The sequence below is a fragment of the Pseudoalteromonas citrea genome, from assembly GCF_000238375.3.
In the GTDB taxonomy this organism is placed as follows: domain Bacteria; phylum Pseudomonadota; class Gammaproteobacteria; order Enterobacterales; family Alteromonadaceae; genus Pseudoalteromonas; species Pseudoalteromonas citrea.
In genome coordinates this window covers 568,546-591,803 of sequence record NZ_AHBZ03000021.1, presented here as the reverse complement: position 1 = coordinate 591,803, position 23,258 = coordinate 568,546, and the positions used below count along the sequence as shown (strand labels likewise).

Below are 23,258 nucleotides of genomic sequence, written 5' to 3'. Positions count from 1 at the left end.
TCAGAAAAAACCCAAGCTATATTGGCTTGGGTTTTTATAAAGTAACTTAATCAATACACTAACATTCGATAATATTGACGGCTAAACCGCCTCGTGCCGTTTCTTTATATTTTGTTTTCATATCGTTACCAGTATCGAGCATGGTTTTGATAACTTTGTCGAGTGATACTTTTTGCTCACCGGTACCACGAATAGCAAGGCGCGATGCATTAATGGCTTTAACAGCGCCCATGGCATTGCGCTCAATGCAAGGGACTTGTACTAAGCCGCCAACAGGATCACAGGTTAGGCCTAAGTTATGTTCCATACCTATTTCTGCAGCGTTTTCTACATGAACCACATTACCACCCATGATCTCTGTAAGCGCACCAGCTGCCATAGAACATGCAACGCCAACTTCACCTTGGCAGCCCACTTCAGCACCAGAAATAGACGCATTCTTTTTATATAAAATGCCAATTGCAGCAGCCGTTAATAAGTAGCGCGTTGCAATTTCTTCATCTACTTCACGAATGAATGTGTGATAATACATTAGTACGGATGGTAAAATACCTGCAGCGCCATTAGTGGGGGCGGTAACAACGCGCCCGCCAGCAGCGTTTTCTTCGTTTACAGCAAGTGCAAATAAGTCGACCCAATCCATGGCGCGCAGTGGGTCGTTACTGTCTTCTACGTTCAACTTTAAATATAAGCTGGGGGCACGGCGACGAACTTTTAAACCACCAGGCAGGATACCTTCGGTTTTCATCCCTCGCTCAATACAGGCTTTCATAACTTGCCAAATATTAAATAACTCGGCTTTGATATCAACTTCTGAACGGAGGGTTTTTTCATTGGCCATCATTAAAGATGACACACTCAAACCCGAATCTTTACATAGGGTAAGTAGCTCAGCAGCGTTTTCAAATAAATACGGTGCTGGGTTTTGTGCTCTCACATCTAACGCGGCTTGTTTTTCACTGTCAAATTGCTCATCGGTAACAATAAAGCCGCCACCAATAGAGTAATAAACTTGACTGTGAATTCGTTCTTCGCCTTTAAATGCAATGATCTCCATTGCGTTTGAATGTTTAGGTAGGGTTTTTCTTCGATGAAAAACAATGGCACCTTGCTTTGGAAAAGCGGCTTGTTTTGTCTGATCTAGATAAATGATTTGTTCTTGTTCTATTTTATCTAAAATTGAAGGGACAGCATCAGCATCAATGGTTTCTGGGTCGTAACCTGCAAGCCCAAGAATAACGGCTTTACCTGACCCGTGCCCAATACCAGTTTGTCCTAATGAACCATATAGCTCTACTTTTACCGCTGTAACGTCTTCGATGATTCCTTGAGATTGTAAATCTGATACGAATAAGCGAGACGCGCGCATTGGACCAACGGTATGTGACGACGAGGGCCCAATACCGATACTAAACATATCAAATGCACTAATCATATTCTTTACTCAACATTGCCTTTTGAACGGGCGCACATCATAACTTTAAAAAAGATAATTGTAACCAGTTCAATTATGAATTTATTATGCTTATTGAACGAGTTTGATAAAGTTTTTTACTACACTGGCCGTCGCACCCCAAAGTAAGCCATGGGGGGTTAAAAATCCATCCATTTGACGGCTGAGCCCTGCGTGTTCAACGTGAATACTTTGCCAGTTTTGACTGTCCAAAAGCGCAGAGATATTAATGATGAAGGCATGGTCTACTTCGTCACTGTTTGTATGCCAAGTTGTGTCATTACTGAGAGTCGCTACAACAGGCATAATACTAAAACCCGTTAAGGTGTGATGCTCTTTGAGTTGCCCAAGAGGTGTAATATTTTTTGGGTTAATACCTAACTCTTCGCGCGTTTCACGGATAGCTGTATCGGTCTTAGACGTATCGTGCGGTTCTACTTTACCACCTGGAAAGCAAATTTGACTTGGGTGATGCTGTAAGTAAGCCGGTCGTTTACAAAAGAGCAAAGCCGCTTCACCGTTTCTTTCTACCAGTGGTAAAAGAATTGCGCTGTCACGTACCTTTCCCGTTACTATTGATTTTTTGCTGGTTTCGGTATGAATGTGAAACCGTGCTACGACATCTGATAGTTTCACATTCGCTCCTAACTCTATTCATTACTTTCTAGTATAGGCAATATTTTTTGTACTTTATGGAAAGTTTCTTGGTATTCACTGTGTGCGTCTGAATCTGCGACAATACCGCCGCCAGCCCAGCAGTAAATGTTTTGCTCATCGCATACTAGGGTTCGAATTGTGATAGAGGTGTCCATACGACCACACGCACTAAGGTAACCAATAGAGCCACAATAAACGCTGCGTCTATGTGGTTCAAGCTCTTCGATAATTTCCATCGCTCGGATTTTAGGTGCACCAGTAATGGAGCCACCAGGGAATGCGGCATATAATTGATCGACCGCCGTTTTACCGTCAGCTAGCTCGCTTGTTACTGTGCTAACTAAGTGATGTACTGCAGGAAAGCTCTCTATGTGAAATAGTTTGGGCACACACACAGAGCCAGGTTTTGCTACTTTGCCTAAATCATTTCGGAGCAAGTCTACAATCATCACATTTTCAGCTCGATCTTTAGGGCTATTTTGTAACTTAATACTTTGTTGATGGTCCGCGTCAGGGTCAACTAACCTTGGCAAAGTTCCTTTGATTGGCTTTGATTCAACTTGTTGGTTATTTACCAATAAAAAGCGTTCAGGTGATACTGAAATTACAGCGCCTTGCGGTAAATTAATAAAAGCGGAGAAAGGCGCTTTATTTTGTGTTTGTAGCCTTTTATAGGCATCCCATGGTGAACCTGTAAATTGTGCACTAAAGCGTTGAGCTAGGTTAATTTGATAACAGTCGCCACTCTTTAAGTATGCTTGGATCTGCGCGAATTTCTCAAAATACTGCGCTTGGCTCAGGTTTGACCCCCAGTTTTGGGTTAACGTAAATGCGCTGATAGACTGGTTAGTCATCTTGTTACTTATCAGCGACAGGTAGCTTTGGACATTATCAATGGTTGGCTGAGATACGTAATACCATGTATTTGTCTTTGTGTCTTTGATCAGCGCATCAAGGTACAAGCCTACAACCATATCAGGTAATGTGATGTCTTGTTGAGCGAGCTGTGGAACTTTTTCTATATAGCGACCTAAATCATAGCCAAAGTATCCAAGCCAACCTCCACAAAATGGTAAATCAAATGGCGCAGGGGTTGTACATAGTTGCGTTAAGTGATGGCTGATCGCTTCAAACCAAGATAAGTGAGTTTGCTCACCATCTAAAAAGACGTGTTGTGATTTCGCTTCTAGTACATGAACAGGGTTGATGCTGATGATGTCATAACGGCTGTTTTCATGTTGTGCATTACTAGAATCGAGTAATATTGCGTGTGGCAAGTGGGCAAATTGTTCAAAAAGTGCCACAGTTGATAGCGATATGTCTAATTTTTTACAATTGATTTGCTCATTTATCATTTACTTGAACCTGAAAACTAGCCCGAAACGGGCGGGGAGGGTATCATACTTATCTAGTTTTCTACAGTCACCGTAAGGTCACTGTTAACCGTCACAATCGTCTAGATGTATTCTGTTATTGACTGAGTGCGTTAATAACACAAATTAAGGAACCGTCATGAGTATGATCCGTCAGCAAGACTTCATCGACAGTATTGAAGATGCTTTACAATATATCTCTTTTTATCATCCATTAGATTTTGTTCAAGCGCTTGAGAAGGCTTATCACAAAGAAGAAAGCAAAGCAGCTAAAGATGCAATAGCACAAATTTTAATAAACTCACGCATGTCTGCCGAAGGCAAACGCCCATTGTGTCAAGACACTGGGATCGTGACCTGTTTTGTAAAAGTTGGTATGGATGTTAAATGGGATCAAACGGATTTAACCGTTCAGCAAATGGTTGATGAAGGCACTCGCCGTGCGTATTTGAACCCAGACAACCCATTGCGTGCGTCTATCGTAGCAGATCCAGCTGGTAGCCGTAAAAATACCAAAGATAACACACCTTCGGTTGTGCACATTGATATGGTGGCAGGCGGAGAAGTTGAAGTAATGATTGCTGCAAAGGGTGGCGGCTCAGAGAATAAAACCAAGATGGTTATGCTTAACCCGTCAGATGATGTGGCAGCATGGGTTGAAAAAACGTTGCCAACAATGGGGGCTGGTTGGTGTCCTCCAGGTATGTTGGGTATAGGTATCGGTGGTACTGCTGAAAAAGCAGCGGTACTTGCGAAAGAGTCTTTAATGGACCCAGTTGATATTCACGAACTTCAAGCGCGCGGTGCAGAAACGGCTGAAGAAAAGCTCCGTCTTGAGATTTTTGAGCGTGCGAACAAATTAGGTATCGGTGCTCAAGGGCTAGGTGGATTAACTACTGTCGTTGACATTAAAATTAAAACGGCACCAACGCATGCAGCGTCAAAGCCAGTGGTGATGATCCCGAATTGTGCTGCAACGCGACACGTACACTTTACACTAGATGGTTCTGGCCCTGCTGATCTTAAAGCGCCAAAACTAGAAGATTGGCCAGAAGTAACGTGGGAGGTGGGTGAAGACACACGCCGTGTCAATTTAGACACGTTAACCAAAGAAGACACCCATGATTGGAAAATGGGCGAAACGGTCTTATTGTCTGGCAAGATTTTAACGGGTCGTGATGCGGCGCACAAACGTTTACAAGATATGATAAATTCGGGTGAAGGTTTACCGAAGGGTGTTGATTTCAATAACAAGTTTATTTATTACGTAGGCCCAGTTGATGCTGTAGGTGATGAAGCGGTTGGTCCAGCAGGCCCGACAACTGCGACGCGTATGGATAAATTCACGGATTTAATGCTAGAAAGTACTGGTATTGTTGGCATGATTGGTAAAGCTGAACGCGGCCCGGCGACAGTTGAGTCGATTAAACAAAATAAATCAGTGTATTTGATGGCGGTTGGCGGCGCAGCATATTTGGTGGCTAAAGCCATTAAAAAGTCGCGTGTTGTTGCTTTTGAAGACTTAGGTATGGAAGCAATTTACGAGTTTGAAGTAGAAGATATGCCAGTAACTGTTGCGGTAGATAGCACCGGTGCTAATGCCCATGAACAGGGCCCAGCGATTTGGAAAGCAAAAATCGAAGAGCTTGATAGCAAGCTAAAGTAAGCTCGTGAAATAATAAAGACTAAAAACCGCATTTGAGGCAACTTTAATGCGGTTTTTTTGTAATTATATCTGTACATGGTTAAATCACTTTACGTTAACGTAAAGTGACCTTGCGCAGATTAAAGATATTTTAACTACATCAGTCATTTTTAAATCACTTTTCGGTTAAAGTATGCTGAAATGGTTGTTTTCTAGCATTGAGTATTTGAATATGTTTCAAATTGTAGGTTGATCATCTCATTTCCTAGTAACGTAAAACAGATAGTGATAGAGTTTTGCCAGTTTCAGCGCTACTCGTCCCTAAGGGGCTAAAATTTCGGAGAACTATAAAGTGGCTGTTTTTAACCAAGTTGAATTTGATAATCATGAGCAAGTGGTATTTTGTGCCGACGAAGCTTCAGGCCTAAAAGCAATAATTGCTGTTCACAGTACCAAATTAGGACCTGCTGTAGGTGGCTGTCGTATGTGGGATTACGCGGAAGATGAAGACGCCGTGTATGACGTATTACGCTTATCTAAAGGTATGACATATAAAAATGCGGTAGCACGTTTACCGTTTGGTGGCGGTAAGTCGGTGATCATCGGCGATGCAAAGAAAATTAAATCGGATGAGCTATTCAAAGCATTTGGTCGTCATCTAGAACGTTTAGGTGGCAGCTACTATTCAGCTGAAGATGTGAATATCACGACCGGTGATGTGATGGTTATGAATCAAGAAACAAACTACGTTTTGGGGCTTGAAGGTAAAAGTGGCAACCCATCACCATTTACTGCTTTAGGTACATTTTTAGGTATCAAGGCAGCATATCAACATAAACACGGCCATCAAGATTTATCAGGTGTTAAAGTGTCAGTGCAAGGCCTTGGTGCTGTTGCATATGGATTGTGTAAATATTTACATGAAGCGGGTGCTGAGTTGTTTGTTACGGATATAAATCTAGCATCTGTAGATAGAGTTGTGACCGATTTTGGAGCAACAGCTGTAGGCATTGATGAGATTTACGACTTAGACGTAGATGTATATGCGCCATGTGCTTTAGGTGCGACAGTTAACGATGAAACAATTCCACGAATTAAAGCGAATATTATTGCAGGCTGTGCAAATAACCAGTTGGCAGAATGTCGTCATGGTGAAATTCTACGTGAAAAGGGCGTACTTTATGCGCCAGATTATGTAATTAATGCTGGTGGAATTATTAACGTTTATTACGAGACAAAGCCAGAAGGGTATAACGAAGCGCTAGCGACTAAGCATGTTGAAGGAATTTTTGACACTTTGGCAGAAATTTTTGCGCGTTCTGAGTCTGAGAAAAAGTCAACGCACATTATTGCTGATGAGTTGGCACAAGAGATTATAAGTAACGGTCTATAATTGAGTTAGTAAATATTGACTTAATGATAAAAAGGACATGCTTAGCATGTCCTTTTTTGTTGGCAGCTATTTATTGGAAAACACATGAAAGTGATAAATCGGACTACTTGGCCTAGAGCTGCACATTTTGAGTTTTATAAAGATTTCAGTCAGCCCTATTTTAATGTGACAGTTGATTTACAAGTTGGCAAGCTATATGACTTTGCCAAAAAGCATAAGGTCTCTTTTACTTATTGTTATTTATATTGCTTGTCTCAAGCTGTTAGCGCGTATGAGCCTATTAGATACCGCATTCGACAAAACGACATTGTCGTGACAGAGCAGGTAACACTTAGTACTGTCTTTTTAAAAGCAGATGATACATTTAGATTTGTGCCTTTGAGCTATCACTCAGAGTTGTCGGCTTTCACGCACCATGCTGACGTATCAAAAGGCACTCACCTTCAATTACCATTATTAAATGAACTCTTTTTATCTAGAGCACAGGAGTTGAATCAAATCTATGTATCAATATTACCATGGTTCAAATTTACCAGTTTTAGTCATGCTTTTTGCAGCAATACTCAAGAGCAGGGTATTCCGAAGTTTGTATTTGGTAAGTTTGAGCAAAAAGCAGGGACTATTCCTTTAAATATAGAAGTGCATCATGGTCTTATGGATGGTCTACATGTAGCTAAGTTTATTACTCAAATTGAAAAGCAAGTACTTAAGTTGTGTACAATTTGAGGTTGTTTTTTAGTCGCTTTAACGCTTCGCTAGCTGCCAGTGAAAAAATAGCAATAATTTTTTTTAATGCAACTTTAACAGCTCTTTAAAATCATAGAGTTAAGTTCAAATTTTACGTTTTTTATAAATTCATTACAATATTATGTTGTGTTGTAATGAATTGTAAATAATGTGGCGTAACTGCTTTATAATCAAAGGCTACAGGCTTTGCGTCAAAAAATGAGTGTTAATTTTTTGTTTTACATCGAGTTTATTTTTTATTGTCAACAAAAATTGTTTTGCCCTTGAAGTTGACACATGGACTTGCATTTAGCATTATTGGACAGTTGATATCTGTTAAAAGATATCAGGGTTGCTCTGTAAAGAGTGATAAAATTATAAAAGTAACATTACTTAATTGGTTGGGAACTATGTCTGTTAAAATCAGAAAGAGTCTTGTAGCTACAGCACTTTTAGGTGCTACAGCATTTGCAAGCAGCAATGTGATTGCAGATCCTTTGAACGACTTGCAAAAAGTAGGTCAACAAACTCAAAAGGCTGCTCAAAAGTCTCAAGAAAAAATCGACAACATCTTCGGTCAAACTCAAGAATTGATCGGCGAATATCGTGGTGTTGTAGACGAAACTGAACTTCTTAAAGTTTATAATGATCACGTTGAGCGTTTGGTTATGGACCAACGCGCAGGTATCGAGTCTTTCGACCGTCAGATCGGAACAATCGAAAAGACCAAACAAGACGTTGTGCCTTTGATGTATCGCATGATCGATACGCTTGAGCAATTCATCAAAGCGGACGTTCCGTTTGATACTGATACTCGTATGGGTCGAGTTGAAAAACTTCGTGGTTTGCTTTCTAATTCAAAAATAAGTACTTCAGAGAAATTCCGCCAAGTGTTAGAAGCTTATACTGTTGAAACTGGTTACAGTTCAGGTATTGCATCGTCACAAGGTTCGTTAGAAATTGACGGTAAGAATATTAACGTTGATTTTGCACGTTTAGGTCGTATTGCTTACGTAGCGCAATCATTTGATATGAAACACGCTTGGGTATGGAACAACGATGCAAAACAGTGGGATGTATTAGGTGAAGAATACCTTAAGCCGATTAAAGATATGATCCGTATCGCTCGTAATCAGGCAGCCCCAGATCTTGTTGCATTACCAATCTTTGGCGCGGAGTAATATAAAAATGAAGAAACTATTTAAAGGTTTTGCAGTTGCTGCAGCACTATCTGTTTCTGCAGGTGCCGCGCTTAATGCTCATGCAAATACTGAAGCACTAGACAAAATCCTTCAAGAAGTAAAGCAAACGCGTATTTCTGAAGGCAGCATTAACAAAAAGCGCGAGCAAGAGTTCTTATCTGCACGTGCTGATAAACAAGCTTTATTCAATAAAGCTAAGCGTGAGCTAGCGGCTGAAAAAGCACGTGGTAAGCGTTTAGGTAATGAGTTTAAGCAAAACGAAATTACACTTGCTGAAAAAGAAGTTGAACTAAACAATGCCACTGGTACTTTAGGTGAGATGTTCGGTGTTGTTCGTCGTTCTGCATCAGAAGCAATTGGTTCAATTGAAGCATCACTAGTAAGTGCTGAAAAGCCAGGTCGTGCTGAAGTACTTCGTTCATTGGCAGCCGCTAAAGAACTTCCAACTACTCGTGAGTTAGAAGAGCTTTGGATTGCTTTCCAAACTGAGATGACTGAATCTGCAAAGGTATCTACTTTTGAAGCTCAGGTAGCTGAGTTAAGTGGTGAAGTAAAAGTTAAACAAGTAACGCGTGTTGGTAATTTCAACCTTGTTACTAAAGACGGCTATGTACTTTATGATGCAGCTAACAAAGCAATCGTACCATTAGGTAAGCAACCTGACGGTTATGTACTTAACCAAGCAAATGAACTTCTAGGGACTTCAGCTGGTTCTTACGCTAAGTTCTATGTTGATCCGACTCGTGGCTCAATTTTACGCTTGAACACGCAGCGTGCTACCGTTGAAGAACGTTGGCATCAAGGTCAAGAAGTTGGTTATATCATCACTGCATTACTTGCTGTTGGTGCATTGATTGCGCTTGTTAGATTTATTGATTTATTCTTAGTAGGCTCGAAGATAAAAGCACAACTGAGAAATCTTAATTCTCCAAATGCGAATAACCCACTTGGTCGTATCTTAAAAGTTTACGAAGATAATAAAAACCAAGACGTTGAAAACCTTGAGTTGAAACTTGATGAAGCTATTTTACGTGAAACACCACGTGTTGAAGCGGGTATCAACATTATCAAGATCCTTGCAGCTATCGCACCTTTACTAGGTCTACTAGGTACGGTTGTAGGTATGATCATGACGTTTGAATCAATTACGTTATTTGGTACTGGTGATCCGAAAATCATGGCAGGTAACATCTCTCTAGCGCTAGTAACTACAGCTCTAGGTTTGATTGCTGCTCTACCTCTAATCCTATTACACGCTATCGTTGCAGGCCGTAGTAAATCTGTACTACATATCCTTGACGAGCAAAGTGCTGGCATCGTTGCAGCGCACGCGGAGAAGGAGAAAGCCTAATGCTAGTCCTGATGGAGACCTGGGAATCTATCAGGGATTTTGTTGGCACAGGCGGCCAAGTATTATACGTGGTCGCGATGGCACTCTTTCTTATGTGGGTTTTAATGATAGAGCGCTATTGGTTCCTACTAGCTGAATACCCGAAAATGAAAGCGGATATTGTAGCTAAGTGGGATGCCCGCCAAGACACAACGTCTTGGTACGCACACAGAATTCGTGATGCATGGATTTCTGAAGCGTCTGAGAAATTAGATGAGCGTATGTTGATTATCAAAACATTGGTAGCTATGTGTCCATTAATAGGCTTACTAGGAACCGTAACAGGTATGATCACAGTTTTTGAAACTATGGCTACCCAAGGTACTGGTAATGCACGTTTGATGGCATCAGGTATTTCAATGGCAACGGTACCAACGATGGCTGGAATGGTTGCGGCACTGTCAGGTGTTTTCTTTAGCACTCGCCTTGAAGCAAGAGCGAAAGTGGCTAAAGCAAGCCTTGTGGACAGTCTGCCACATCACTAGAGAGAGAAATAAATATGGCACGTAAACAACGTTTTCGTGAAGACGAAGAAGCAGCAGTAGATATGACACCGATGCTAGACATCGTATTCATCATGCTGATCTTCTTCATCGTTACCACTTCTTTCGTGAAAGAAGCGGGTATTGAAGTTAAGAAGCCTAAGGCTGCTCAAGCTCAACAGACCAAGAATGCTAACGTCTTTATCGCTATCCGTGAAAATGGTGAGATTTGGATGGACAAGCGTCAAGTAGATGTTGAACGTGTTAGTGCAAACCTTGAAAGTATTATTGCTGAACAACCAACTGAAACCATCATTATCCAAGCGGATAAAGGTGCTAAACACGGTGTAGTTGTGAAAGTAATGGATGCGATTAAGGCGACTGATGACCGTCTTAAGATTTCAATCGCTGGAGCTAAGTAATGATTCGTTTTCTGTTTTCACTGATTGCAGGTGGGGCAGTTACTTTCGGCTTGTTCTTTTTTATGTCTTATTTGATCTCCGGCGGTGCTGATAGATCAAATGAGCAAAAAGAGCAGATAGTTGTCGAAATTTTGACGAATCCGCCTGAATCAGAGGTGCAGGAGCGGAAACGTGTTCCGCCTCCACCGCCACCTCCACCGAAGCAGCCGCCTAAACCGCAGCCGCCTCAACCTGAAAATGCAAACCCTGCAGCGGGTGCAATTGGCTTTAATATGCCTAGCATCAACTTAGGGGGTACAGCTGGTGGTCTTAGTGGTCCTGGTGCTTTTGGACGTGATGGTGATGCTACACCTATTGTTCGAATTGAACCTAAGTACCCAACACAAGCTGCGCGTGATGGTAAAGAAGGTTGGGTACAACTTTCATTTACAATTAACGAGCTAGGTGGCGTTGATGACGTAAAAGTTATTGCAGCTGAACCAAAGCGTATCTTTAACCGTGAAGCGGTTAGAGCGTTACGTAAATGGAAATACCGACCTAAAATTGTTGACGGCAAGCCTCAGAAACAACCTGGCCTTACTGTTCAACTAGACTTTAAACTTAACCAAGATTAAGGAGGCAAGAAATGACGCACTTAAAGAAAGCTACAGCTCTTGCTTTACTTATGTCTTTATCAGGGACTGTCTATAGCACAGCCGCTATTGCTGCTCCTGATTATGCTAAGATTGAAGAACGTAAAAACGCCAAAGCTAAAATCATGGGTGAGCGAACGGGTAAAAAAGTTATCAAAGCTTTTGACCTGTACAACGAAGATAAAGTTGATGAGGCAATTGTATTGCTGAAAGAGCTTGATCCATCAAATGATTTTGATAAGGCAACGGTTAATCGCTATCTAGGTAGCATGTATGCGCAAAAAGAGAATTACGCTGAGGCTATTAAATATATCCGTTCAGCAATTGCGCTAGATGCACTTAACTTTAAAGATCAAGCTGAACAATTTAAGTTACTTGGTGACTTATTGGTTGGTACTGGTAAGTTTAAAGGTGCGATTAAGGCATATAATGACTGGATGGACTTTACCGGAGAAGAAGACGGCAAAGTTTATGCACGTATTGCCCAAAGTTATTACGAGCTTAAACAATATAGTAAAGTTGAAGCACCTGCTAACAAAGCGATTGAGCTAGATAAAGAGCCTAACAAACAATATCATATGATAAAGATTGGGGCATATTTTGAGCTTAAGCAGTACAGTAAAGCGGTAGCAGTTGGTGAAACGCTAGTTAGATTGTTTCCTGAAGATCCACAGATGTGGGTACGTTTGGGTTCTTTTTACATGCAGACTGAGCAGTATGCTAAAGGTCAGACTGTCATGGAAGTAGCCTATAAAAAAGGCTATTTTGAAAAAGAAAATCACTATAAGATCTTGGGTAGCTATTATTCTTTAAACGAGATCCCATATAAAGCTGCGGTTGTTTTTGAAAAAGCAATCAAGGATGGGAAAATCGAACGTGTTAAAAAGAATGTATTAGCAACTGCTAGTTATTATCATCAAGCAAAAAACTTGAAAACAGCAGCAAAGTTTTATGAAGAAGCGGCAAAGTTTGACGACGATGCTGAGCTTTATAGAAAAGCGGGTAGCCTTTTACTTACAGAGCAAAAATTCAGCGCAGCGGTTAAGAAATTAAACAAAGCGTTAGAGTTAGGTGTTAAAAAGAAAGGGACAACATATACCGACTTAGCTGAAGCTTATTTATACCAAGAAAAGTATAAGAAAGCATATCAAGCAATTGTTAAAGCACAAGAAGATCCTAGTACTCGTAAATTTGCAAAAGGTTGGGCGACGTTTATTAAAGACAAAGCACAACGCAAAGGCGTGAAAATCTAGTATAGAAGCCCCGTAAGGGGCTTTTTTTTTGGCCCTAATTTTTATTATGTGAATTCAATCATGATATGCCCACCGAAGTACTTTTTATTTCTCTTATTGTTTCTTGTTGGCTGTGATTCCTACACACCTATTTCATTTGATGAACTCCGTAGTAGCCTGCAAATGAATAATAGTGTGTTAGATGGAACGGTAATAGAGCCAGATAAACTAACTCTGCCTTTTAGTGAAGCCTATTTAAAACAAAGACATTTTCTTTACGAACGTGCAGACATCACAAGTTTTGATGTGTCACAGCAATCAGAGTTAGCGTACCTAAAAATTCAAGAGCGATACCCTGAGCGGTTTTTACCTTGGCCTGCACAGACTAATATATTGCGCAATTTAACCACAAAAAATGCGAGCGTAGAGCATTGGTCAACATTTGTTGTACAGCGGCTCTCAGATGCAAAAGAAAGCAAAATTCTGCTCTCAAGGTATGAAAGGAACACTTTAAGTGGCTATATTGAAGAGGCTTCTGATGAAGCGAATGAGCTAAAAGCATATTTGGCGCAATATAAACCGCGAACGCGTTTAGGGCTTTACCAGCATCCTAATGGTAAAGAATGGTATCAAAGTAAGTTAAATTATTACTATGGTATTAGCAAGTCACCGAATGAGACGTTAAATCAAATTCAAAAAGAGTTAGCGAGCTTAGGAAAGAAAGGGTCGTTAGCTTTGTCCGTACCGGATACAAATCATTTTGCGCTTAGTTATTTAAAAGTGCACTGTGATTTAGTACAAGGGTTAAATTGGGTAGACTCTTATGTCAATTTACCTGCAACAGCAAAACAATGTATAGCAAGCCATAAATCAGAAATAACGAGGTTGCTTTTGTCATTGATGGAAATTGATATTGGTTTACATTATCAGGGGTGGTCAGAGCAACAAGCGCGAGTCACTTTGCAAGCCAGAGTAAGGATGACCGATTTTGATGCAAATAAATTTGTAGCAGGTACAGTTTTGTACCCCGCTACTGTGTTTTCACTTATGCCATTTATTGTGTTTAATTCACTTTAGGGTGACAACGATGGCATCGTTGTGCTGCAGCATCTTGTTGCAGCTCTTCTTGTGATAGCGGTGCTTCGCAATCACAGCAATAGCCAAATTGGCCTATCTCTATCTGACATAATGCAGCTTCTAATTGCATTAAACGTCGATAGCGAGGAAACTGCTCAGAGGAGAGTTTGTTGGCAATTAGATCCAGCCACTCATTGGGTGAGTTTTTCTCTAATAACAATGCGAGCTCGCCAGTATAGGGATGTTTTGACTGCTTGAGTTCAGATAAGAACTTATTCCGCACGCATTCGAGTTCATTCTTTAACTTAAGTTGGTAGTTCCCAGTCTGCTTTGTATTCATAGTCGTTCTCCTGTGAACGACTATTATCATCAGCTTTAACCAATTATTGTATGATTTGAATCAAGACTTGGTTGTTTTGCATATTTCTCTAACACACTTACGACATCTTGCTTGGCTTTGAATGTTTTAATTTCATCAAAGAGGTGGTGTGCTTGTGGGTACTGCCGTTTTAAGTACCCTAACCATTGTTTAGTACGAGATGAAAAATATTTTTCGCTGGCGGTTGGATCTTGGTGCATAGATGAATGAAGAATATGATAAATGACGTGTTCCCATTGCAACGGTTCATAGCATTCGTTGTTAACCTTAGCTTTAATCTTTGCAGCTAAGTCTGGGGTTGCTAGTGCACCGCGGCCAAGCATAAGATCATCACAACCACTGCGTTGCTGGCATAATAAAGCGTCTTCAACTTGCCAAATTTCCCCATTGGCAACTACTGGTATGCTTAATCGTTTTAGTAGAGGTGGGATCTTCTCCCAATAGGCCGGTGGCTTATATCCATCGCGTTTAGTACGGGCATGAATAGCCAAGCTCGAAGCACCAGCACTTTGCACTGCATCGATGATTTCAGTGCTATTGCTGTCATCATCAAAACCTAACCGAATTTTTGCACTGACTTGATGCTCACTCGGTACAGCTTCTCGCACTGCTTTGATGATTTGATACATTAATTCAGGTTCTTTAAGTAAAACAGCGCCGCCTTTGCTTTTATTGACGGTTTTTGCCGGGCAACCAAAATTTAAATCAATGCCGTGAGAACCAAGCATTATTGCTTTTCTAGCATTGCTTGCCAGAGCATGAGGCACTTGCCCAAGCAACTGAATTCGCACGGGTGTACCTGCACGAGTTTTACCTTCGTTTAGTAGTTCAGGGCAATAGCGTGTAAAAACACGGCGTGGAAAAGTTAAATCGACGACGCGAATAAACTCTGTGACGCATAAGTCAAAGCCACCAATATCGGTTAACAATTGGCGCATTTTAAAGTCTACTACGCCTTCCATAGGGGCTAAAACGAGTTTCATCATGTTACTTCATACAACAAAAAGGGCAGCCATTTTAAACGACTCTGCGAGAGTTTCTAAGTACAAATTTGCTTTTTTTAACTTTTTAGTGAAAGATTTTAGTTGGGCATATGGTCTATTCATTGAATCGTTTATTTCACAGAGAGAATCCAGCATGAACACTATTAAGAAAAATTCTATTGCATTAACGTTAGGCGCTGTTGTAGTCGGTACTGCGGGCTTAGCTGCTCCTGAAGCGAGTGCTAATCCATTTGGTTTTGAAACTATGACTGCGGGCTACCAGTTAGATGCAGGCGAAGGCAAGTGTGGTGAAGGCAAGTGTGGCGGCGATGCAAAAGGAAAGAAAGAAGGTAAATGCGGCGAAGGCAAATGTGGCGGCGACGCAAAAGGTAAAAAAGAAGGTAAATGCGGCGAAGGAAAATGTGGCGGTGACGCAAAAGGTAAAAAAGAAGGTAAATGCGGCGAAGGCAAATGTGGCGGTGACGCAAAAGGTAAAAAAGAAGGTAAGTGTGGCGAAGGCAAGTGTGGTGGCGACGCAAAAGGTAAAAAAGAAGGTAAATGCGGCGAAGGTAAATGTGGCGGTGACGCAAAAGGTAAAAAAGAAGGCAAGTGTGGTGAAGGTAAGTGCGGTGGTTCACACTAATCGCTTGATGTTGGGGTAGCGCTGGCTGCCCCAAATAAGGAGAAAAGATATTGCAGTCCCCAATAGGAAATGTTGGCTTAGGGCTGAGACGAGAAATGTTAGAAGATTTTTTATTGTCTCCGCCTGCCGCATCACAATTTTTTGAGGTTGCCCCCGAAAACTGGTTAAGAATGGGGGGGAAGTTTGGTCGACAGTTTAAAGAGCTTACCCAGCAACATCAGTTTATTTGCCATGGCTTATCACTGTCATTAGGCTCACCAAATGCACTTGATGTGGCATTTGTTAAAGAGTTAAAAAAATTCTTCGATGAACATAATATTTTATTGTACAGCGAGCACTTGAGCTACTGCTCTGGCAGTGGTCATATGTACGATCTGATGCCCATTCCATTCACTGAAGAAGCGGTTAGTCATGTTGCTGATAGAATACGACGTGTGCAAGACATTTTAGAGCGCAAGATTGTTGTTGAGAATGTCTCTTACTATGCTGCACCAGGGCAAGAGATGTCAGAGTTAGACTTTACTTTGGCAGTATTAGAAGAAGCCAAGTGCGATTTACTACTCGATGTAAATAACATATATGTGAATAGTATTAACCATGGCTATGATGCGTTAGCGTTTATGCAAGCAATGCCCACAGAGCGTATTGCATACGGTCATGTAGCAGGTCATTTTGTGGAGGCTGAAGACTTATTAATTGATACACATGGTGCACCGGTTTGTGATCCTGTTTGGGACCTGCTTGCTAAAACATATCAGCATCATGGGGTATTTCCAACTTTGCTTGAGAGAGACTTTAATATTCCTGATATTACGGAACTCACTGCTGAGTTAAATCATATTCATGCGTTACAAGCTGCTGAGCTGAGTAGCAAAGGGGTTGCTTAATGTCATTTATTGAAGTGCAGCAAGCATTTATGGCACATGTTCGCAACCCCGAGGATAATGCAAAACCAGATGATGTGTCTGAGCGTCGAATTAAAATTTACAACGAGTTATTTTTCAATAATATTGAAGGGTTTGTTGCCTCGGCATTTCCAGTTCTAAAAAGTTTGTATGCAGAAGATAATTGGCTTGCCATTGTTAGGCAATTTTTTGTGCAACATGATTGTAAAAGCCCTTACTTCTTAGATATAAGCAAAGAGTTTTTATCATTTTTACAACATACATATGGTGTAACTGAGCAAGACCCAGCATTTATGCTCGAATTAGCGCATTATGAATGGGTTGAACTTGATGTCGCTGTCTATCAGAGTAGTGATGATTACCGTGATATTACGGACTGGCTATCTCAACCCTTGTATCTGCGCGATACTGCACGTAACTTAAGATATACTTTTCCTGTGCATCAAATTAGTCGAGAGTTTATACCTGATAATGCCAGTGAGCAGCCACATTACTTTGTGGTGTATCGAGACAGTGATGAAGAGGTGGCATTTATTTCGTCTAACCCAATGACGGCGTTATTACTTAGTCAGCTAGAGCAAAACCCAGGGATAACATTAACAGCATTGGTAGAAGAAATCGCAGGACAATTACCCCAATTCAGTTATGAGCAATTATGTAATGGCGCACAGCAAACTTTGAATGCGATGGCTGAATTAAAAATTGTTGCATCAAAAAACTGACATTTACACCTTTATTGACTATATCAGATAGATTATGATGTGCCCCGTTTTGTCGTGCTAATAATTAAGGTAATTACTATGTCTGAAGGTGATTTCAAAGATCCGTTCAATGCAACATACTTTTTTGCATTTCTAGCGGTGTTTGCAGTGGTTGGTTGTTTAAATGCTATTTTAGGTTGGATCAGCTTAAGCGCATAAGTAAATGACATCCAGATGAAAAAGGTTGCAATTTTGCAACCTTTTTTGTTGCTTGTTTGACCAGTTATTTAGTTTGTTTTTGATAAACATAGCGACTGGCATTTCATGTTGGGCCATTCTTGTTATAATCACTTCTTTGATAATTTATTTAACAAAGTTCCTAATTATGACTAAAGCTAATTTGTCTTTAATTGCAGACAGTATCGCAACGATCCCTGATTACCCTAAACCAGGCATCATGTTCCGCGATGTAACAACGTTACTCGCAAACCCTGAAGCACTTAAAGCAACCATTGATTGCTTTATCGAAAAATACAAAGATCAAGGGTTCACAAAAATCATCGGGACGGAGTCTCGAGGCTTTATTTTTGGTGCGCCTTTGTCATATGCATTGGGTATTCCATTTATTCCCGTGCGTAAGCCAGGTAAACTGCCACGAGAAGTGATCAGCCAATCTTATCAACTTGAATACGGTGAAGACACACTTGAGCTTCATACGGATGCTATTGTTGAAGGGGATAAAGTATTATTGGTAGATGATTTGCTAGCAACGGGTGGCACGATTGAAGCCACAGCAAAGTTAGTTGAACGTTTAGGCGGTAAAGCGACTGACGGTGCATTTGTTATTTCATTACCAGGCCTTGGTGGCGAAGAGCGCGTTAAAGGTTTAGGTATTAACGTGTTCACCTTGGTTGAGTTCGAAGGCGAATAATATGAGTTATCAGGTCCTAGCTCGAAAATGGCGTCCGCAAACCTTTCATCAATTAGTTGGTCAAGAGCATGTTAAGCAAGCTTTGGTCAATGCATTAAATGAGCAAAGGTTGCACCACGCTTATTTATTCACTGGGACTCGGGGCGTTGGTAAAACTACCATCGCCCGTATTTTTGCAAAAAGCTTAAACTGCGAGCAAGGGATCACCTCTACGCCTTGTGGGCAGTGCAGTAGTTGCCAAGATATAGAGGTTGGCAAGTTTATCGATTTAATTGAAATTGATGCAGCCTCACGCACCAAAGTAGAAGATACCCGAGAAATTTTAGATAACGTACAGTATTCGCCTACAAGAGGTCGATACAAAGTCTATTTAATAGATGAAGTGCATATGTTGTCTAAACACAGCTTTAACGCGTTACTTAAAACGCTTGAAGAGCCACCAGGGCATGTAAAATTTTTATTAGCCACGACTGATCCTCAAAAATTACCAGTGACGATTTTATCGCGGTGTTTACAATTTAATTTAAATGCTTTGTCTCAAAGTGAGATAACAGCTCAGCTAGAGAATATTTTACCGCAAGAAAGTGTAAACTTTGACACTCAGTCACTACAAATCTTGGCAAAAGCCGCCGACGGCAGTATGCGGGATGGTTTGAGTTTAACTGATCAAGCAATAGCACAAACAAACGGTGATCTGAACGTTGAAGCTGTACAGCAAATGTTAGGCTTGATGGATAGCCGACATGCTTTATTATTGTTATCTGCAGTGTTATGCGAAGACGGTGCATTAGTATTAGAAGAAGTGGCAAATATAGCACTGAAAAATGGTAATTTTGTTAGTGTATTAGACGATTTAATCGCTTTATGCCATGTGATACAACTCGCACAATTAGTGCCTCAAGCTGTTCAGTTTAGCCAATTTGAAGAAGACGATGTGGTTGCTGTAATGCAGCAAACCAATGCACAACAGATCCAGTTATTTTACCAATTGCTGCTCAATGGTAAAAAAGACTTAAAGTGGGCACCAGAGCAAAAACTGGGCTTTGAAATGGTGATGTTGCGCTTATTGGCATTTGAGCAAAGTGATATGTCTCAGCCTGTTGCACCGCAAGTAGCAAGCACCCCATCGACAAAGTCAAAAGTAGGTGATTTACGGGCTTTATTTAATAAACCAGCACAGCCTGCACCTCAATCACAGCCAGCGTCTCAACCACAACTTGCTACGAAGCCAGCAGAACCCAAGCAGGCAAGTGATGAGTCAGCACGTCACAGTGCACCTCCTGCCGATATGCACTATCAGGCTCAGGGTGAATCGACTGAGCAGCCCCAAGCGCAGACCGCGCACAGTGCGCATATAAATGCAGAGGTACCAAACGCGACTTCTGTGGGTGCAGCTGAGCAAGCACCATCACGCGCACCAGAGACAGAATATGCTGAGCATAACAGTGCCAGTGAATATAATGAGGTAATGAGTCAAGCGGTTGAACAAGGGTTTAACGAGCCTCCAAGCGAAGCTGCACCAGGCAATGAGATAGCTCAGCAACCGCAGACAGACGAAAGTTCGCTTGAGTATAAGCAAGCGAATGCGAATTCAGCGATAGCGAAAATATTGCAAAATCGCAATATTTCAGGGGCTGGGCAGCTATTACAGCCTAAAGGTGATGAGCCAAAAAAGCCGACGGCGCATAGTGCGCCACAAACATCTGAAGTAAAGCCAGCACAGACTTTTGCTAAGCCAGAGAAAAAAGTGCCGTTTGCGCAAAAGCATAAAGCAAAAACTGAGAATTTAGCACCAGAGTTATTAGAACAAATCTCACCGGTAAAAAAAGCGGAACCGGCAACTCAGGTTATTGATCAAGTTACGATACCAGATGATTTTACCAGCCCAATTAGTGATATTCGCTTTGCCCATCAACAAGACGAATGGGCGCACCTAATTAAGCGTATGGGTCTGGGTGGTAGAATGCGACAATTTGCGTTACATTCGATTTTTAATAAAGAACACAATGGTATTAAGTTAGATGTTGATGCCTCACAGCAGCATTTAGATAGCGCGATATTACGGCAAAAACTGATTGCTTCATTAAGTGAAATTTATGGATATGAAGTACAGGTCGATATTAATTTTGCCCCAGGCGTTATTGATTCGCCATTTTTGATCCAACAGAAAATAGATGCACAGCGTTATCAACAAGCTGTGGATGTCATTAACCAAGACGCGAATATTGTACAGTTCGTACAAGAATTTGCGGCGGTTATTGATGAAAACACGATTCAGGCATTGTAATCAGTTACAATCGCCCTTATCTTTTAGCCAGTTTTGATTTGATGTAAGAGAGTATATTTATGTTTAAAGGTGGAATGGGTAACATGATGAAGCAAGCGCAGCAAATGCAAGAGCGCATGCAAAAAGCCCAAGACGAAATTAAGAATCTAGAAGTAACAGGTGAAGCGGGCGCAGGTTTAGTGAAAGTCACTATGCTAGGTAGCCACAATGTACGTCGTGTTGAAATTGACGAAAGTCTAATGGAAGACGACAAAGACATGATTGAAGACTTACTTGCCGCTGCAGTGAACGACGCAGTGCGCCGTGTAGGTGAAGCGTCAGAGAAAAAAATGGCAGACGTAACCGGCGGTATGCAACTACCACCTGGGATGAAAATGCCGTTCTAACTGAACTTGACAAAAACCCAAGCTGCTCTTGGGTTTTTTTATGCCTTGTTCTTATGTGTTTCATTGTTTCTTTTCGCCCATTGCCTTCCCTCTTTTAATGTTCAAATGCATTTGTAAATTGCCTAGTTACCCCTGCGGGTAGTTTTTAATCCTTTGCCCGACGTTACTTAATCAACTTAACGATTTACCGCTGAAAAGTGGTTTAAATGTCAGTTGGTAATTAAATCAATAGTAGAACTCATATAATGTGGTCAATTAAGATACACACTGTTAACATTACTAACGCTTCATCTGCGAGTTGATAAAATAGGAAAGTATCAAACGTCTTAATAAGTTCAGTTATCAAAAAGGAATTGTATGAATCAGTATAAATTTTTAGCGCCGGTAATGGCTGTGATACCACTTTTAATTGCGGGTTGTGGTGGTGGGAGCAGTGATGGTGGTGTGGTAAACACGCCTGTCGCCCCACAAACTAAAACCATTACTGTGATGGATGGTTATTTGCATAATGCGACGGTGTGTATAGATACAGATCGAAATAGTGTGTGTTCTTTAGGTGAAGAACTATCGACATTAACCAATGAGATGGGGCAGGTTGTTATTACACTGGATAATGCGCAATACCCAATCATTGCGAAGGCCAAAGCTGGGGTTACTTATGACAGCGATCGCTTGTCAGTATTAACGCAATCATATGAGTTAATCGCAGCAGCTGGAGAAGATCGCATAACACCGTTTACGACGCTTGCTTACTTAAATGAACTGTCTGTAGAAGACTTAGCAGTAAAGTTTGGTTTAGAGCATGCTGCAATTACTGCTGATTATGTAAAAAATATAGATATTGAGTCTCAGCTCTCACACCTTATTGCTCGTTCTGTGACTTTCGCTTTAGCAAGAGAAGTGGCAGTCAATGACCTTGAAGCGCTAAATTCTCAGGTTGAGCAGATCACAACACGTGCCAAGGAGGCGTTAAATCAAGGGGTTGACCTCACTTCTATAGATATTACTTACAATTCACTGCTCAGCGCATTTTACTCACGACCAAAAGATACACACATTGATTCATATATCGCTGGAAAGTCTTTCATCCAAACGACCTTTAGCAATCACCATATTTTAAATGGGAATGATTATGATGAGTTAGTGTCATTTTATGATGGGGTGATCAGTTATCGTGGTAACGATCTTGAATATAAGCTGGAAAACAATAAATTGTCTTATGGTGATAGCAGCTTTACTTTTGTTGTTATGAATGAGGAGTATGCGTTTAGTCTTTCGGAGCAAAATGATCCTGCAATATGGACTGACAGCTCGATTTTTTCAAAAGGGGACGTAAACATAGATAAAAGCTTTGTCTCTGGTAAAACGTTATACCACCTGCGTGATATTAATACATCAGATGATAGTAACGCCTTACCTAAACTAACCGAGTTGAAGTTTAATACAGAAGATCAAGTTGTTGTTACTCCAGAAGGGGAAGAGGGGTTTATTAGCTCTTGGGAGGTTAAAGATTGGGTCGATCATAATGGGGATATGTACCGTGTTGTACTGATTGAATTTCCGCAAACCCAGCAAAATAGACCAAGCTTGAAAGAAGAGAGTGCCATGATATTAGAAATGAGACTGATGTCCGGTGAAATCTCTATTGTCAAAAATCACAACACGCTTACTCTAGTGCGTGAGAATTTGCTTATTTCAGATAAAAAGTTAGCCGAGATTGTCTACCAAACATGGGCAAAATGAATATTACTAATAGACTGGTTATTGACAGTGTGAGTGCTTATGGTCATATTTTTATTTCTGATTCGTCTAATGTCGATATTCAAGGATTAATATGAAAATCTCAGTTAACAAAAAAATTGTCAAACACTTATCTCTAAATAAAAACGCATTTCCTGTAGCTGCAACACATAAAGTTGTTGGAGGTACTGCTTACACAAATGAGTCAATAATCTGGTGGTGCAACCCTAAGCGAGAATCGGATGAGGTGACGTGTACTTGCCCGACAAGGTAGCTTCTTTAACGGTAATAAAGGCTAAGGGGACGTTTCTATTACTCCCCTTTAATACACTTGTTTGAATCGTTAGTGGATTGGCATAATAAATCACAGTCTTTACTGTATGAAGATAAGTAAAGTTACTCTTGACCCTAAAGCTGATGCGATGTTTATCTGGTATAGTTTTGTATACGCCTCATAAAAAGCTTCTTTTAAAGTACCAAGCACGGAATAGCTTCGATTCTGGCGCTTTATGTTGTATATGAATGCTGTATTAAGTCCATCAATTAGCTTGCCTTTCTATGAAACATGCGAAACAATATTCATGTAAGATGTGGCTCTTTCTTGTCTTTATCCCGTCGG

General features: G+C 40.9%; 22 protein-coding genes. 17 read left to right on the top strand and 5 right to left on the bottom strand.

The features are described 5' to 3' along the window. Positions 1-58: 58 nt before the first annotated feature. From PCIT_RS14495 to pabB, 3 genes are all read right to left on the bottom strand, one after another. Positions 59-1,435 (bottom strand): L-serine ammonia-lyase, encoded by a 1,377-nt coding sequence (locus PCIT_RS14495; protein WP_010364986.1) that lies wholly within the window; start codon positions 1,433-1,435, stop codon positions 59-61. A gap of 90 nt (positions 1,436-1,525) precedes the next feature. Further along, positions 1,526-2,089 (bottom strand): NUDIX hydrolase, encoded by a 564-nt coding sequence (locus PCIT_RS14490; RefSeq protein ID WP_010364988.1) that lies wholly within the window; start codon positions 2,087-2,089, stop codon positions 1,526-1,528. Positions 2,090-2,103: 14 nt separating this feature from the next. Continuing rightward, entirely contained in the window at positions 2,104-3,465 is a 1,362-nt protein-coding gene (gene pabB / locus PCIT_RS14485) for an aminodeoxychorismate synthase component I (RefSeq protein WP_010364990.1), read from the bottom strand. Between the two features lie 157 nt (positions 3,466-3,622). Between pabB and PCIT_RS14480 the strand changes: the two genes are divergently transcribed. The 10 genes from PCIT_RS14480 (at position 3,623) to PCIT_RS14435 (ending at position 13,684) form a co-directional block, all read left to right on the top strand. Then, positions 3,623-5,149 (top strand): fumarate hydratase, encoded by a 1,527-nt coding sequence (locus PCIT_RS14480; protein ID WP_010364992.1) that lies wholly within the window; start codon positions 3,623-3,625, stop codon positions 5,147-5,149. A gap of 331 nt (positions 5,150-5,480) precedes the next feature. Continuing rightward, complete coding sequence (locus PCIT_RS14475; protein WP_010364993.1) at positions 5,481-6,521, top strand: Leu/Phe/Val dehydrogenase; 1,041 nt, start codon at positions 5,481-5,483, stop codon at positions 6,519-6,521. An 84-nt stretch (positions 6,522-6,605) separates the two neighbouring features. Next, a complete protein-coding gene (locus PCIT_RS14470; RefSeq protein WP_010364995.1) occupies positions 6,606-7,247 on the top strand; it encodes a CatA-like O-acetyltransferase in 642 nt (213 codons plus the stop codon). 410 nt (positions 7,248-7,657) lie between these two features. Beyond that, positions 7,658-8,428 (top strand): DUF3450 domain-containing protein, encoded by a 771-nt coding sequence (locus PCIT_RS14465; RefSeq protein WP_010364997.1) that lies wholly within the window; start codon positions 7,658-7,660, stop codon positions 8,426-8,428. A gap of 7 nt (positions 8,429-8,435) precedes the next feature. Then, positions 8,436-9,800, top strand: coding sequence for a MotA/TolQ/ExbB proton channel family protein (locus PCIT_RS14460; protein WP_010364999.1), 1,365 nt, complete (start codon positions 8,436-8,438; stop codon positions 9,798-9,800). Then, on the top strand, positions 9,800-10,324 hold the full coding sequence (locus tag PCIT_RS14455; protein ID WP_010365001.1) for a MotA/TolQ/ExbB proton channel family protein: 525 nt from the start codon (positions 9,800-9,802) through the stop codon (positions 10,322-10,324). The genes PCIT_RS14460 and PCIT_RS14455 overlap by 1 nt, the downstream gene beginning before the upstream one ends. Positions 10,325-10,338: 14 nt before the next feature. Then, the gene (locus PCIT_RS14450) at positions 10,339-10,743 is read left to right on the top strand and encodes an ExbD/TolR family protein (protein ID WP_010365003.1); all 405 of its coding nucleotides are present in this window, start codon (positions 10,339-10,341) and stop codon (positions 10,741-10,743) included. After that, positions 10,743-11,357, top strand: coding sequence for an energy transducer TonB (locus PCIT_RS14445; protein WP_010365005.1), 615 nt, complete (start codon positions 10,743-10,745; stop codon positions 11,355-11,357). Before PCIT_RS14450 ends, PCIT_RS14445 begins: the two co-directional genes overlap by 1 nt. Positions 11,358-11,368: 11 nt before the next feature. Further along, positions 11,369-12,628, top strand: a complete 1,260-nt coding sequence (locus PCIT_RS14440) for a tetratricopeptide repeat protein (RefSeq protein ID WP_010365007.1) — start codon at positions 11,369-11,371, stop codon at positions 12,626-12,628. Positions 12,629-12,790: 162 nt separating this feature from the next. Beyond that, positions 12,791-13,684, top strand: a complete 894-nt coding sequence (locus tag PCIT_RS14435; protein ID WP_010365009.1) for a hypothetical protein — start codon at positions 12,791-12,793, stop codon at positions 13,682-13,684. Here PCIT_RS14435 and PCIT_RS14430 read toward each other — a convergent pair. Continuing rightward, positions 13,671-14,024, bottom strand: coding sequence for an RNA polymerase-binding protein DksA (locus PCIT_RS14430; protein ID WP_010365010.1), 354 nt, complete (start codon positions 14,022-14,024; stop codon positions 13,671-13,673). The two genes, PCIT_RS14435 and PCIT_RS14430, sit on opposite strands and share 14 nt — an antisense overlap. A gap of 35 nt (positions 14,025-14,059) precedes the next feature. Next, positions 14,060-15,046: a tRNA-dihydrouridine synthase gene (locus PCIT_RS14425; protein WP_040697905.1), complete on the bottom strand. Its 987-nt coding sequence runs from the start codon at positions 15,044-15,046 to the stop codon at positions 14,060-14,062. A gap of 154 nt (positions 15,047-15,200) precedes the next feature. On the opposite strand from PCIT_RS14425, the gene PCIT_RS14420 reads away from it, so the two are divergent. The 7 genes from PCIT_RS14420 to PCIT_RS14390 all read left to right on the top strand — a co-directional run bounded on the left by PCIT_RS14420 (position 15,201) and on the right by PCIT_RS14390 (position 22,642). Beyond that, positions 15,201-15,689, top strand: a complete 489-nt coding sequence (locus PCIT_RS14420; RefSeq protein WP_040697910.1) for an HvfA family oxazolone/thioamide-modified RiPP metallophore — start codon at positions 15,201-15,203, stop codon at positions 15,687-15,689. Between the two features lie 50 nt (positions 15,690-15,739). Then, the gene (locus PCIT_RS14415; protein ID WP_010365016.1) at positions 15,740-16,576 is read left to right on the top strand and encodes an HvfB family MNIO-type RiPP peptide maturase; all 837 of its coding nucleotides are present in this window, start codon (positions 15,740-15,742) and stop codon (positions 16,574-16,576) included. Beyond that, a complete protein-coding gene (locus tag PCIT_RS14410) occupies positions 16,576-17,316 on the top strand; it encodes an HvfC family RiPP maturation protein (protein ID WP_010365017.1) in 741 nt (246 codons plus the stop codon). Before PCIT_RS14415 ends, PCIT_RS14410 begins: the two co-directional genes overlap by 1 nt. Before the next feature lie 364 nt (positions 17,317-17,680). Next, positions 17,681-18,226, top strand: coding sequence for an adenine phosphoribosyltransferase (gene apt, locus PCIT_RS14405; RefSeq protein ID WP_010365019.1), 546 nt, complete (start codon positions 17,681-17,683; stop codon positions 18,224-18,226). Position 18,227: 1 nt separating this feature from the next. Beyond that, the gene (dnaX, locus tag PCIT_RS14400) at positions 18,228-20,513 is read left to right on the top strand and encodes a DNA polymerase III subunit gamma/tau (RefSeq protein WP_010365020.1); all 2,286 of its coding nucleotides are present in this window, start codon (positions 18,228-18,230) and stop codon (positions 20,511-20,513) included. Positions 20,514-20,572: 59 nt separating this feature from the next. Beyond that, positions 20,573-20,899 (top strand): YbaB/EbfC family nucleoid-associated protein, encoded by a 327-nt coding sequence (locus PCIT_RS14395; RefSeq protein ID WP_010365021.1) that lies wholly within the window; start codon positions 20,573-20,575, stop codon positions 20,897-20,899. Positions 20,900-21,256: 357 nt separating this feature from the next. Beyond that, positions 21,257-22,642: a hypothetical protein gene (locus PCIT_RS14390; protein ID WP_010365022.1), complete on the top strand. Its 1,386-nt coding sequence runs from the start codon at positions 21,257-21,259 to the stop codon at positions 22,640-22,642. Positions 22,643-23,258: the final 616 nt, after the last annotated feature.